We start from the raw sequence: 13325 nt of genomic DNA on the forward strand, positions 1-13325 counted from the left end.
CTCCTCCAAATTGATCGATAACCTTTATGAATTGACCGATAACTGCTAGGAAATGACCGATAACTTTTTACCTACACAAAAAAGTCCAGAAGAGAGCCGTCTCTTCTGGACTTATTAAAATCAAATCTCCGTAGCTGTAATATTCGGTTCACCTACACGGTTTTTTGCGCCGTGCATAACAGGACCGACGTATTCATTCAACTTCCAGCCGTTTGCGATTGCGGCGGTAACGAATTTCTTCGCTTCGATCACCGCTTCTTTCACGTTAAGGCCGTTCGCGAGATTCGCTGTAATCGCAGCTGCGAACGTGCAGCCTGCACCATGATTGTAATGCGTCGCTGTTTTGTCCGCTTCAAGTAACGTAAACGTCTTGCCGTCATAAAACAGATCGGCCGCTTTGTCATGTTGAAGCTGCTTGCCGCCTTTAATAACGACGTTGCGTGCACCTAACGAATGAATTTTTTCGGCTACCGCTTTCATCTGCTCAATCGTCGAAGGGGTTTTCATGCTCGCGAGTTGTCCAGCCTCGAACAAGTTTGGCGTGACAATTTCCGCCTTCGGAAGCAAATATTCCACCATTGCGTCGACAGTGCCCGGATTGAGCACTTCGTCTTCGCCTTTACATACCTTGACGGGATCGATGACGACGTGGTCGAGTCCGGATTGTGCAATAGCCTCGCCAGCAGTTTGAATCACTTCCTCTGTGCTAAGCATGCCTGTTTTAATGGCGTCGATACCTGTCGAAAGAGCTGTTTTAATTTGCGCTTTCAATACATCGATCGGAAGTGAATAGACGCCGTGGCTCCAATTGTTATCGGGATCCATTGTTACAACGACCGTCAAAGCGGTCATGCCGTATGTGCCGTGCTCCTGGAACGTTTTTAAGTCGGCTTGAATTCCTGCGCCGCCTGACGTATCGGATCCTGCGATTGTCAATGTCTTTTTCATAGTCATAGCTGGAATTCTCCTTCGTGTTGGATTGCATTCATACTTATATAGTAAACAAATCGACGAATAAATACAATAATCGCAATCGCGAGCCGCTTTGAAATGAAAGGCTACTTGCCATATGCGTATCTGTTGTCCGCTATGAAACTTTTAGATAGTCTAAACGTATAACTAGATGTTTACAACTGTCGAAGGAAGGTGAAAAGAGTATGGAAGATAAAAAGAAATTGCAGGAAATTGAAAAACTACTGAAAGAATTGAAGGCATCTAAATCTGAAAGTGCGGTCACCGTGGAAGAAGTAATCGGCAGAAAACGGAGATCTTGGCGTCCGCGCATGCCGTTTCGATTCCTTTTCATGTGGAAGCGATGGGCACTCCTACTCGCCGTGCTTCTCTTACTCGTCGTCATCTCTCTTCCGTTCGTCACCTTTCAATTTTTAAAACTAGGAAGTACGTTCACAGAACAGAAAGGTATGTTCCTTGAACAAATACAAGACTTGAATGAACTGGCAACGGCTGAAGCGTATACGAAAGTAATCATTGAACGACAAGACAACCAACTATTTGGACAAAGTATCGGAATGAACGTGCCGGGGACCAAGCGGCAACTGCTCGTCGTCATTCCTGGCTCTATAAAAGCGGGTGTCGATTTGTCCAAGCTTACTGAAAAAGATGTCGTTATAGATGTAAAGAATAAGACGGCAACGCTTATATTGCCGGCCGCGACGTTCCTCGGAGGAGCGGAAATTTATTTTGACGAAGTCGAAGTGTATTCCTATGAAGGTCTCTTCCGTCACAAAGCAGATATTGACGAGGCGTATGAGCTTGCCGCTGAAGCAAAAAATCTCATCGTTGAAGAAGCGACTGGCCAAGGAGTGTTGAAGACAGCTCAATTTAACGCCGAAAAAACGTTAAAGGAAATGTTTTCATTCGCAGGGTATGACGTGACGATAGAGTTCAAGGAGTGAGGTACGTGGAGAAAAAGAGATTTGGGAATGATTGGGATGAAGTGCTTGCGGAGCAATTTCAGCTACCATACTACTTGCAGCTTCGCGATTTCCTCAAAAAAGAATACGCAAGCAATACCGTGTATCCATCCGTGGAAGAGAAGTGGACAGCCTTCAAACTAACCCCGTTCAACGACGTGAAAGTAGTCGTGCTCGGACAAGATCCGTATCACGGGGCTGGACAAGCGCACGGCCTTAGCTTTTCGGTGAAGCCCGGTGTCAAAATTCCGCCGAGTTTACGAAATATGTTTAAAGAATTGCATGCTGATATCGGGTGCGCTATTCCAGAAACAGGGACATTGACGGGCTGGGCGAAGCAAGGCGTGCTCATGCTCAACACCGTCCTCACGGTGAGAGAAGGGGAGGCGCATTCCCACCGGAAGAAAGGATGGGAGTCGTTTACCGACGAAGTGATTCGTCGCTTGTCCGAGCGCGATGATCCGGTCGTCTTCATTCTTTGGGGGCGCCCGGCGCAAGAAAAAAAGAAGTTAATCGATCTAGAGAAAAACGCCGTCATTGAATCTGTCCATCCGAGTCCGCTTAGCGCAAGTCGCGGATTTTTCGGCAGTCGGCCATATTCCAAGGCGAATACGATTTTGGAATCGTGGAATAAAGTGCCGATAGACTGGTGCCGGACTATGGACGGGATGTAAGGGAAGAGGTGGTCGCATGGCTGTAAATTGTTTTCGATGTCAATACTTTTTCGTTACATGGGATCCGAAAAGCCCGCGTGGCTGTAAGGCATATAGTTTCAAAACACGTGAACTGCCGTCCGTTGTCGTACACAGATCATCCGGCATGGAATGCATGAAATACGTACCGAAGAAAGGGGATGCAAGACGATGATTTCAACCGAACGGATCATTGTAGAAATGCAACGCCAGCTCAATTACGCAAAAACGGCGAATGATGACCAAGCCGTCCGCGAGGCGTTAACAGCAATTCGAGCGCTCTGCCAAGTTGTACTCGTCAGCAATGATCAGAAAGACGAACCGATCATTACACCAAAAACGATGTCAATTGCTCATCAGCCGCAACTTCCTTCTTCAATAGAAGGCGTGCCGTTGGAGGAAGACGACGCGAATGGTAATTCGATCTTTGAATTCTAATTGTTAGCGTTTTGCCATTGTTCTGTCGCAAATGGACGGCAAAACTGTTTATTATGAAAGAGAGAGTAATAGACAAGTGGAAAGTAGGGAATTATATGCCATTTTTCATTATCGCAGGCGCCGTCAATGCAGCGCTTGCCGTTGCACTTGGCGCATTCGGCGCGCATGCACTAAAAGAGCGACTGTCCGAACGATACCTCGCTATTTGGGAAACGGCCGTTCAATACCAAATGTTCCATGCGATTGGGCTTATCGCGGTCGGCATCCTCATGAGCACATCGCTCTTCGGCCCGTCGACTAGTTTAACGTGGGCAGGCTACTTGCTGCTCGCCGGCATTATTATTTTTTCCGGCAGCCTTTACATCCTCAGCCTGTCCGGCATCGGTATTCTCGGCGCCATCACTCCAATCGGCGGCGTCGCGTTCATCGCGGGCTGGATCATGCTCATCATCGCAGCGGTGAATTTCGGAAAATAACATAGAAGAAAATAAAAAGTCTTCCGTTGCCTAAATAGGCAGTGGAAGACTTTTTACTTCTTTACATCGGTTGTTGATTAAAATAATTCAGTTCTTCGTTAAACTCCGCATAGTCGAAATAAATCATTGGCAATAAATACCGTTTTCCGGTTGCTGTGCTTAAAATAACGTGATCGCGGCCCGCCGCTTCTACCACGCCTGGGATCGCTAGCGTATTCTTTTCGGGTTCAATTGCATTTTCAAAGGAGAAATGGAACACACCCGGCTTGCCTCGGTTAAGACGGAGGATGTTTTCAATATACGACTCCTCCCGGAATGGAGGCCTTCCTCCTCCGGTGGGAATCTGTGGCGGCGTTGTAGGCATTTGCATTTGCTGCTGTTGAAAACCTGGGTACCAATAATATTGGACCATTTTTTTCATCCTTTCTGTTATCAATTACTTACACTTGCGGGAAATCCTGTTTAGCAGGGGAGCTTCTACCCGCATCAGTCTTGCTAAATAATTAACTTCACTATTTGTGGCTTCCATAACTGCCACGGTATAACCCCCTCGGTTTCACCATATGCTTTCCTGCTTTTATTAATGACAGAAAAATATGTATACTAGTAGGTGGGGGGGAGTCAAATGCATATCGAAAATAACATTCCGTCATTCTTGGACTTTTGGGAATCAACCGCACACCCAACAGTTGCCGATTTGGAAACGTATCTCAACGAGCATGAGAAAATCTATGAAAAGTATTTTCCGAATCATTGTCCGCGAACTGAAGAACGGCTAGTAGCAGCGCTCGAGAAATACGATGACAAAATGGCCGACATTCGTTCCATTTCTAATCATTTGCCCGCCATTATTCAGGAAATGGATGAGATTGTTGAACAGACATTCGGACTAGGATTGGACCTTTCATTCAGGCTGATCGTCGGCACGTTCGGCTCGAATGCATTCGTAACGAGGGATAATCGCCGCGAAATCTATTTTGCTGTTGAAAAGCTATCCGCGGAACGCGATCATTTGAAAGTAATTACAGCGCATGAAATCGGTCACGTCACACATTTTGCGCTTGCCGCGCGCAGTGGGATCGATTGGTCCACAGTCGATTGGGGGCATGGCTTGACGACGCTTTTCACAGAAGGAGCAGCTACGTATTTATCGAAACGAACAGTGCCAGGACTTCAGAAACCGGTCTATTTTACGTACGATGACGAAGGGGAACCGTGGGTGAAATGTTATGAGGACAACAAAGCCGAAGTGAAACGACGCTTTTTGGAAGATGCATTAGGGGAATGGGACATGGCGAAGGAACGAGAATGGTTCCGTCTATCTGGTGGATCCTATTTCGGGTATAACCGACTCGGCTACATTCTCGGAACCGACTACGTTGAGCAACTTGTCGAGCGAATTGGCGAGGATGCCGCGTTGACTTTTTGGAATGGGAATGAGTTGAAGGCAGATATTTTGGACTGGTTACGGGCATAAAAGATGAGTGCGCGTAAATCCATCCAGATACGCATAAATCGATATTTCCACGCATAAAACGTCAGAAATACGCATAAACCACTGCAAACGCGCATAAATCCCGCTAACCACGCATAAATCGGTATTTCCACGCATAAAACGCCGGAAATACGCATAATCCATTACAAACACGCATAAATTACACTTTACAATACAAAAAAGAGCCCCTACAAAGAGGCTCTTTCCATTATACCGTGAAAAATGACTTCCTCTTCTCTTCATCGAGCAACGTGCCGATGAAAAACGAACCGAAGACGCCATAACGCGCGCTCACTTCATCAAAACGCATCTCGTATACGAGCTTCTTAAACTGAAGAACATCATCCGAGAACAACGTTACGCCCCATTCGAAATCATCGAAACCGACGGAGCCGGAAATGATTTGTTTCACTTTGCCAGCATAACTGCGGCCGATCATACCGTGGCTGCGCATCAATTCCCTACGTTTGTCCATGCTGAGCATAAACCAGTTGTCTTCGCCATCACGCTTCTTATCCATCGGGTAGAAGCAAATGTATTGATTGCGCGGCAACTCAGGGTATAGACGCCCACGTACATATGGGTTTTGATATGGATCTTCATCCGACTCGCCCGCAAGATAGTTGGACAGTTCCACAACAGATACATATGAATACGCAGGAATCGTATAATCTGCAATCGTCAATTTATTAAACTCCGCTTCGAGCTCCTGCAATTCGTCAATCGTTGGACGCAACATCATAAGCATGAAATCCGCTTTTTGTCCGACGACTGTGTAAAACGCATGGCTACCCGTCTTTGCGTCATCCGCTTGCTGAAGTTTATCCAAAAAAGCCATGAATTCATCGATTGCTGCTTGGCGCTCCTCTTTTGAAATTAACTTCCACGCCGCCCAATCCATCGAGCGCAAATCATGTAACACATACCAACCATCGAGTGTAATTGCTGCTTCGTTCATATGTATTCTAACTCCTTTACGCGTAATCTCAATATACCTTCAGTGTAGCATAAACAATTCGATAGCAAAGCTTAAGAGTAGAGAAGTCATACAATTGACAAAAATGTATGACTGTTCCCTTACGTGGAACTGGTGTATGCTTATAACGGAAAAAAACGAAAGTCGAATAAATCACCAGGAGAATACGAAATGTCTAATTTACTACTTCCTCAATGGCGTTTCATTGACGAATCGATGAGCGTCAACAACCGTTCCGCCTTGGAATCGTTTGCGATGGACGATACGCTCTGCCACCTCGTCGGTCAACAAATGACAGTGCCGACCGTTCGAACGTGGGTGCACGATGAAACAGTCGTCCTCGGCATCCAGGATCATCGCTTGCCCCACATCGAAAAGGCGCTGCCGGTCCTACAGGAAGCCGGCTACAAAACGATTGTCCGGAATTCAGGCGGTCTCGCAGTCGTTTTAGATGAAGGCATCCTTAACATTTCCATCATCCTTTCCGAGCAGGAAGGGTCTATCGATATTCCGGAAGGGTACGAGGCGATGGTCGAATTCGTCCGCTTGCTGTTCCCGGAAGTTGCGGAACAAATCGAGGCGTATGAAATTGTCGGCTCCTATTGTCCAGGAACGTACGACTTGAGCATTGGCGGCAAGAAGTTCGCGGGAATTTCGCAACGGCGATTGCGTCAAGGCGTCGCGATCCAAGTGTACTTGTGCGTGGAAGGCAGCGGTGCCGAACGCGCTCGCCTCATTCGCGATTTATACGAAATCGGTTTGCAAGGTGAGGAGACGAAATTTGTTTATCCCGAAATCCGCCCGGAAGTGATGGCGTCACTGTCGGAGCTCATTGGCGAGCCACTCACGGTAAGTGATGTCGGAATTCGTGTTCAGTTGTTACTACGCGCGCTTTCAGAGGGGGACGTCCAGATGGGGAGTTTCACGCCGGAGGAGATCGAGCTTTATTCGTTTTATTTGAACCGTGTCGTCGAACGGAATGAAAAAATGCTTGCTCGCGGATAAAATGAAAAAACCGCCGAATCAGTGATTGATCGGCGGTTCTTTCGATACGAGATTTCCATTTCGCTCCATCGTGAAGACGGGAGCTGTACGCTCTGAGTCGTCTTCCAATGTGACGAGGCGGCGTGCTCGATTCATAATTTGGACGAACTGTTCATAGTCGTTTCGGAGAGTTTTATTCTCCTGTTGCAGTTTCTCAATCTCTTTTTCGAGCGTTGCGACTTTCTCGTTTGCCATTTTAGCAGTATGCTTCCATCTGAGTGATTCAGAGTCGCCTCCGCCCGTATGATGTAAACGGATTAAATACGCAATAACTGTATCAAGCGATAAAGCGGATAAAGGTACAGCCGCCTTTTCCTCCTGATCGCCCCCTTGCATAGGGTTATATAATTGCTGGCTGCGTCGTTTGAAGTCCGCGCCTAAAACGCGCATTGCCTGTTTCCGTTCTTTTTTCGCCTCTGCTAGTTCTTTCTCGTAATCGCGTCGGACGACTGCATTCCATCTGAAACCGCACGCGGCCGCGGTCCTGTTGAGCGCATCTCCGACTTCTTCAAATGCGCTTAGCTGTGTACTACCTTCCCGGACGTGCCGAAGCACCGTCTCGGCTAATAAAATATCATTTTCCTCAAGCCAAGCATCCTGTCTAACTTTCACCATCTCCTTGCCTCCTGCCATGTTCATAGTCTCTTTCTTACGGTCAGTGTGTACAGTGTTTAAGCCTTTTATTCATCCAAACTGGAACGTAGGTCAAAATATTTGCTTTCTTTTAATGAAAGCCTTCCTTTTTTCTTGCTCAGTTTTTGATATACTTAAGAAAATGCGTCGACGGAGGTGGATGAATAAGTGGACTATAAAAATGAAAAGCTTTTCGAAGAGAAAGTATTCAAGGATCCGGTTCACCGGTACATCCATGTGCGCGACAAAGTTATATGGGACGTTATCGGGACACGGGAATTCCAGCGACTTCGAAGAATCCGGCAACTCGGGACGACGTATCTCGTTTTTCACGGAGCAGAACATAGCCGCTTCCAACACTCGCTCGGCGTCTATGAAATTGTGAGGCGGATCATTGACGACGGCTTCAGCGGACGAACGGAATGGAATGATGAGGAACGATTGTTAACGCTATGCGCGGCGTTGTTACATGACCTCGGCCACGGTCCGTTTTCGCATGCGTTTGAAAAAGTGTTCACGCTTGACCACGAAAAGTTCACGCAAGCGATTTTGACAGGGGATACGGAAGTGAATGAAGTGCTCCGTCGTGTCTCACCAGATTTTCCGCAGCAAGTAGCGGACGTCATCGGCAAAACGTACCCGGACAAGCTCGTCGTCAGCCTCATTTCAAGCCAAATCGATGCCGACCGGATGGATTATTTGCAACGAGATGCGTATTATACCGGCGTTTCATACGGCCATTTTGACATGGAGCGGATTTTACGCGTCATGCGGCCGGCAGAAGAGCAAGTCGTCATTAAGTTTAGCGGAATGCACGCAGTGGAAGATTACATAATGAGCCGCTACCAAATGTATTGGCAAGTTTATTTCCACCCTGTTTCGCGAAGTGCGGAAGTTATTTTAATGAAAATCTTGCATCGCGCGAGACATTTATATACGAGCGGCTATCAGTTTACGTACGAGCCAGTCCATTTCAAAACGTTTTTCGATCGGACATTCGGCGTTGAGGAATACATATCGTTGGACGAGGGCGTGCTCATGACGTATTTCCAGTCGTGGCGCAAGGAAAAGGATGCCATCTTAGCAGACTTGTGCGACCGCTTCTTAAACCGTAGATTGTTCCAATATGCCGAGTTCGACCCAGCGACAGAGTATCGGAAAATTGGCGAGCTTGAAAGGTTGTTCAAGGAAGCGGGTCTCAATCCAGAATACTATCTCGTCACCGATTCATCGTCCGACTTGCCATATGATTTTTACCGACCGGGCGAAGAAAATGAGCGCGTGCCAATCTATTTACAAATGTCGAACGGCGAGCTAGGCGAGCTATCCCGTTCATCAGAAATCGTCGATGCCATATCAGGCAAACGGCGAACCGACCATAAAATATACTTTCCTGAAGATATTTTAGAATCCGATGGAAATCCGCTATATGAAAAGATTTTACGAATGTTGAGAGGTGAGTAGTTTGCTACGGGAGCATGCTAGAATTGTGCAATTCATTGCCATCGCGGGAGAAGCGCGCGGCCGAAAGAAATTGCAGAAGATGATTTATATCGCGCAAAAGATGGATTTCCCTTTTGCTGAAAAATACGAGTTGCATATGTACGGACCGTATTCGGAGGAATTGACGCTCCGTGTCGAGGAACTATGCGAAATGGGCTTTCTATCCGAAAGCTGCGTAGACAAAGGTTCCTACGTCCAATATAGTTACAACGTGACAGAAGAAGGCGGCCATTTCCTCGAAACAGCGGACGCGCCGCACGAAAAACTCGCGGACTGCATCGATATGCTGAATGGAAGAAGTTCAAGGTTTCTAGAGCTCGTATCGACATTGCTCTATTTCGATTACTTGCCGAAGGACGAGCAAATTGCAAAAGTCCATATCGTGAAAAACAAACTAAATTTCACCGACGACGAAATGGACGACGCGTTTGAGTTTATTGCGAAGCTGCAAACGAGTTCGGGCGTTGCATAATAATGGGAATCCCCTTTGACGAGGGGATTTTTTTGTTGGAATCGCGTCAAGGGGCTGGCCCGCGCTCAAAGCGGTGCCGTCCGCGCTCAAAGCCGGGTGTCGCGCGCTCAAAGCGGTGCCGTCCGCGCTCAAAGTCGAGTGCTCCGCGCTCAAAGCCGTGTCGCCCGCGCTCAAAGCGGTGTCGCCCGCGCTCAAAGTCGAGTGCCCCGCGCTCAAAGCGGTGCCGTCCACGCTCAAAGTCGAGTGCCCCGCGCTCAAAGCGGTGCCGTCCGCGTTCAAAGTCGAGAGCCCCGCGCTCAAAGCGGTGCCGTCCACGCTCAAAGCCATCCCCCAGCAACAAAAAACGATGCGAGAATCTCGCATCGCACAAATTAATCCTTATCACTCAAGCGCTTGCCGCCGGTTGCATAATGATTTCTCGACATTTCTTCAATAATAACAGACACGTTTTCAATAGGAGCGCCTGTCGTTTCAGCAACGACTTCTGATACTTTCTCGCATAAGTTACGCTTCTGCTCCTCCGTACGGCCTTCCAACATTTTCACAGTTACAATTGGCATACGAGTTCCCCCTTTCGCCTAAACTTAGGTATAGTGTATATAATAGCAGAGTGGGAGGGAGTAAAGAAATGACGAATGAACAGAAACCGAAACAAAAAATGGGATTTACCATCATAAAAGATGATCCGACCGATGGACATGGAGGATTCGGAATCGGATCATTGTCATTGGAAAACGTCTCGCCGGTCATCGTCGATATTGAAGCAGGGGAGGCGCGCATCGAAATTGGTGCGATGCATGCCCGCAGCGATACGGAACGCGGTATAAAATTTACGACAAACCGTGAAGACTCGGAAGGCGGAAAACCGTACTGGCTTGTCTGGGTGACAATCGATTTCAAGAAGGACGGTCCTTACTATGCAGGTGTTGCCGCGTGTGAAATGGTCGTGAACCGCGAAAAACGTAGAGGCTATAAAATTCTTGCAGATCATGTAAATAAAATGGATAAATCGATGAAGCGGAATATTATCGTTGACCATATGGATGACAAGTCAAAAAAGATTCTCGCAGATTTCCTTTCGACCCATAACAACGAAATGTGGATGCGCAGCGAACCGAAATTACACATTGGTTTAGGTGTAGATTCGACTGAATTATGAACAAACTGTGAAATGTTTCGAATTCGATGACATCTAAGGTTGAATGTCTGTGAGAAAGGAAGTACACTGAAATTACAGCTTGCGATTGTAAGCTAGGACAACCGGAACAGTGCGTCCCTGTCGATTGCTTGTTCAGTTAAACCCAAGCGATGACCTATCAATCGGCGGATTGCATTCGACGGTGAAAAAGCTTTGCCCTCCTGATTTACTTCAGAAGGGCAAAGCTTTTTTGATGTGCGAAGAAAGTGGGAAGTTCTCATTAACGCCCCAACACTTCTCATTCACACAGCGTTATTCAAAAAACGAAAACGGAAATAATTCAAATGTGCCGGAGTCATCATCTTCGCCGTTGCGCTGCTCGCGTAAGTTTTTGTCGGTGCAAAGCTTTTGCGGCATATCTCTTTCCTTCACGTACATGAGCCGCTGCTTCGGACATTCATTCACCGCGATGCCGCCGGTTTCGACGTCGACGATGACGCCATTGACGCCTTTTGGAGGAATGAACGGCTCAGGGGTTTTGCCTGCATGGACCGTCTCCATGAAGTCGATCCATATTTTCTTTGTTGCCGACTTGTCTTCTAAATCCTTCAATTGCTGGCCGACGTCATATCCGGTCCAAATTCCCGCCGTAAGCGACGGTGTATAGCCGATTAAATACTGGTCGGAAATGGTCGTGCCTGATTTTGCGGCGTATGGCCTTTTTTGTTTCGAACGCATCGATAGCCCTGTCGAAACGGAGTAATCGTTGAAAACCGGGTCGAACATTCCTGTCATTAAATGGGTGAGCACAAATGCGTCCTGCTCCGTCATGACTCGTTTCGTAACTTTCTTCGGTTGCTCGTACACTGTTTTCCCGTTCGAATCAGTAATCGACAAAATGGTCGTCGGCTGCACTTCCAACCCGCCGGACGAAATCCGGTTATACGCATTCGTCATTTCGAGCAACGTAACGGACGATGTACCTAAAGCGACTGCAGGAGACTCTTGGAACTCGACATCCAGCCCAAGCCGGTTCGCCATTTTATTGAACTTTTTATAGCCGATATCTTCAAGCGTCTTCACCGCGTAAATATTATCCGAAATGGCCATCGCCTGTGCGAGGGAAATCGGATGACCCGCAAACTTGCCGTTAATATTGTTCGGCGCATACGTCGAGCGGCCCTCGTCATACGTAAAAATTGTCCGTTCCGTTGACATGAACGTCAGCGGATTATAGCCATCTTCGAGCGCCGCCGCATACAAAATTGGCTTCATTGCCGATCCCGGCTGCCGTTTCGCCTGTGTGACTCTGTTGAAAGGACTTTCTTTGTAATCAAGCCCCCCGACGAGCGAAGTAATTGCTCCGGTTTCAGGCTCAATCGATATGAACCCGACTTGCAGGCCGCTATCCGGCATCCATTTTTTAACGTATTCCTCCGCCGTCTGCTGATGATGCGGATCGAGCGTCGTCCGGATTGTCCAGCCGCCTTCAGCAGGATAGCGTCCTTTTTTATTTAAAATCCGCTCGGCTTCCCGCCACACTTCATCTAAAAAGTATGGGGCGACCCGTTTCATATCTTTCCAGTCTTCGGTTTTCAGCGTCACAGCCACATCCGCCGCGCGCTGCCGTTGCACTTCAGTAATAAATCCTTGATCCTCCATGAGGGAAAGAATTAGCAATTGGCGGTCACGGGAACGCTCTGGATTATTCAGTGGCTCGTAATAGGACGGTCCTTTTGCAATCGCCGTAATAATTGCAGCCTCTTCGAGCGTTAATTCCTCTGCCGATTTTGCGAAATAAAACCTGCTCGCTGCCTCAACGCCATACATCCCATGCCCAAAATAAACCGTATTCAAATAGCCTTCCAAAATGACATCCTTATCGTAAAAAGTTTCCAATCGATACGCGTATAGCGCCTCTTTTATTTTCCGATTCCATGACTTTTCATGTGTCAAAAACAGATTCCGGGCATACTGCTGAGTAATGGAACTCGCACCTTCCGCCTTTCGCATCGTCTTCACGTCTTTTAAAATAGCACCGGCAATCCGTTTATAATCAAATCCATTATGCTCATAGAAATTACGGTCCTCCGTCGCGATGACCGCGTCAATGAGGAATGGCGAAACTTCATCCAAGCTCACCCAATAGCGACGCTCAGCGGAAAACTTATCGCCGATTTGCCGTCCGTTCTTATCGAGAAACACGCTCGCTTTCGGTACAATTAACGAAGGAGCCCCCGTAATTTGCGCATAAAGACGGAGACATAGAAACATAGTGAATAATGCCGTCACCGCTGTAACAGTTAGCAAAGCAATCCGTCGAATGACGTTATACCGTTTCTTTTTCTTTCGATAATCAGCTCGTCTCATACAATCCCTTCTCCCACCGTTCTTTCTAGTCAGTATGGAACAGCCGTCGAAAGATTAAACGACAATTCGGGGAAAAATATGGATTTGTCTTTTTCATTTCGCGATCTATTGGAAACGCGCGGGGAAAAACGATATAATGAATAGATATTTTGTA

The 13325-nt window shown here is 47.3% G+C and carries 16 protein-coding genes; 9 read left to right on the forward strand and 7 right to left on the reverse strand.

The features are described from left to right. Window positions 1-120: 120 nt before the first annotated feature. Window positions 121-954 (reverse strand): bifunctional hydroxymethylpyrimidine kinase/phosphomethylpyrimidine kinase, encoded by an 834-nt coding sequence (thiD, locus tag QM454_RS07895; protein WP_432363568.1) that lies wholly within the window; start codon window positions 952-954, stop codon window positions 121-123. Between the two features lie 203 nt (window positions 955-1157). On the opposite strand from thiD, the gene QM454_RS07900 reads away from it, so the two are divergent. The 4 genes from QM454_RS07900 (at window position 1158) to QM454_RS07915 (ending at window position 3540) form a co-directional block, all read left to right on the forward strand. Continuing rightward, window positions 1158-1916, forward strand: a complete 759-nt coding sequence (locus QM454_RS07900) for a DUF4230 domain-containing protein (protein ID WP_432363570.1) — start codon at window positions 1158-1160, stop codon at window positions 1914-1916. A 5-nt stretch (window positions 1917-1921) separates the two neighbouring features. After that, window positions 1922-2608, forward strand: coding sequence for a uracil-DNA glycosylase (locus tag QM454_RS07905; RefSeq protein ID WP_432363572.1), 687 nt, complete (start codon window positions 1922-1924; stop codon window positions 2606-2608). Window positions 2609-2797: 189 nt separating this feature from the next. Continuing rightward, window positions 2798-3064: a YwdI family protein gene (locus QM454_RS07910; protein ID WP_432363574.1), complete on the forward strand. Its 267-nt coding sequence runs from the start codon at window positions 2798-2800 to the stop codon at window positions 3062-3064. A 95-nt stretch (window positions 3065-3159) separates the two neighbouring features. Continuing rightward, window positions 3160-3540 (forward strand): DUF423 domain-containing protein, encoded by a 381-nt coding sequence (locus QM454_RS07915; protein WP_432363910.1) that lies wholly within the window; start codon window positions 3160-3162, stop codon window positions 3538-3540. A 61-nt stretch (window positions 3541-3601) separates the two neighbouring features. On the opposite strand, the gene QM454_RS07920 is transcribed toward QM454_RS07915, so the two are convergent. Continuing rightward, window positions 3602-3952 carry a spore coat protein GerQ gene (locus QM454_RS07920; RefSeq protein ID WP_432363576.1) on the reverse strand — a complete coding sequence of 117 codons (351 nt, stop codon included), beginning with the start codon at window positions 3950-3952 and terminating at the stop codon, window positions 3602-3604. 213 nt (window positions 3953-4165) lie between these two features. Between QM454_RS07920 and QM454_RS07925 the strand changes: the two genes are divergently transcribed. Next, window positions 4166-5017, forward strand: a complete 852-nt coding sequence (locus QM454_RS07925; protein WP_432363577.1) for an aminopeptidase — start codon at window positions 4166-4168, stop codon at window positions 5015-5017. A gap of 226 nt (window positions 5018-5243) precedes the next feature. Here the strand turns inward: QM454_RS07925 and hemQ are convergent, their stop codons facing one another. Then, on the reverse strand, window positions 5244-5993 hold the full coding sequence (gene hemQ / locus QM454_RS07930) for a hydrogen peroxide-dependent heme synthase (RefSeq protein ID WP_432363579.1): 750 nt from the start codon (window positions 5991-5993) through the stop codon (window positions 5244-5246). Between the two features lie 189 nt (window positions 5994-6182). Here hemQ and QM454_RS07935 point away from each other — a divergent pair, with 189 nt between their 5' ends. Beyond that, complete coding sequence (locus QM454_RS07935) at window positions 6183-7016, forward strand: lipoate--protein ligase family protein (protein WP_432363581.1); 834 nt, start codon at window positions 6183-6185, stop codon at window positions 7014-7016. 18 nt (window positions 7017-7034) lie between these two features. On the opposite strand, the gene QM454_RS07940 is transcribed toward QM454_RS07935, so the two are convergent. After that, complete coding sequence (locus QM454_RS07940) at window positions 7035-7670, reverse strand: RsfA family transcriptional regulator (RefSeq protein WP_432363583.1); 636 nt, start codon at window positions 7668-7670, stop codon at window positions 7035-7037. 186 nt (window positions 7671-7856) lie between these two features. Between QM454_RS07940 and QM454_RS07945 the strand changes: the two genes are divergently transcribed. Together QM454_RS07945 and QM454_RS07950 are read left to right on the forward strand one after the other, a co-directional pair. After that, the gene (locus QM454_RS07945; RefSeq protein ID WP_432363585.1) at window positions 7857-9152 is read left to right on the forward strand and encodes an HD domain-containing protein; all 1296 of its coding nucleotides are present in this window, start codon (window positions 7857-7859) and stop codon (window positions 9150-9152) included. Window position 9153: 1 nt separating this feature from the next. Then, window positions 9154-9663, forward strand: a complete 510-nt coding sequence (locus QM454_RS07950; protein WP_432363587.1) for a YwgA family protein — start codon at window positions 9154-9156, stop codon at window positions 9661-9663. On the opposite strand, the gene QM454_RS07955 is transcribed toward QM454_RS07950, so the two are convergent. Beyond that, window positions 9586-9984 (reverse strand): hypothetical protein, encoded by a 399-nt coding sequence (locus QM454_RS07955; RefSeq protein WP_432363589.1) that lies wholly within the window; start codon window positions 9982-9984, stop codon window positions 9586-9588. The genes QM454_RS07950 and QM454_RS07955 overlap by 78 nt on opposite strands. Before the next feature lie 50 nt (window positions 9985-10034). Beyond that, a complete protein-coding gene (locus tag QM454_RS07960) occupies window positions 10035-10223 on the reverse strand; it encodes a 2-hydroxymuconate tautomerase (protein WP_432363591.1) in 189 nt (62 codons plus the stop codon). Window positions 10224-10291: 68 nt separating this feature from the next. Between QM454_RS07960 and QM454_RS07965 the strand changes: the two genes are divergently transcribed. Then, a complete protein-coding gene (locus QM454_RS07965; RefSeq protein ID WP_432363593.1) occupies window positions 10292-10822 on the forward strand; it encodes a YwhD family protein in 531 nt (176 codons plus the stop codon). A 291-nt stretch (window positions 10823-11113) separates the two neighbouring features. On the opposite strand, the gene QM454_RS07970 is transcribed toward QM454_RS07965, so the two are convergent. Further along, window positions 11114-13171: a transglycosylase domain-containing protein gene (locus QM454_RS07970; RefSeq protein WP_432363595.1), complete on the reverse strand. Its 2058-nt coding sequence runs from the start codon at window positions 13169-13171 to the stop codon at window positions 11114-11116. Between the last annotated feature and the right edge of the window lie 154 nt (window positions 13172-13325).

Source organism: Sporosarcina sp. UB5, assembly GCF_050859005.1.
Taxonomy (GTDB): Bacteria; Bacillota; Bacilli; order Bacillales_A; family Planococcaceae; genus Sporosarcina.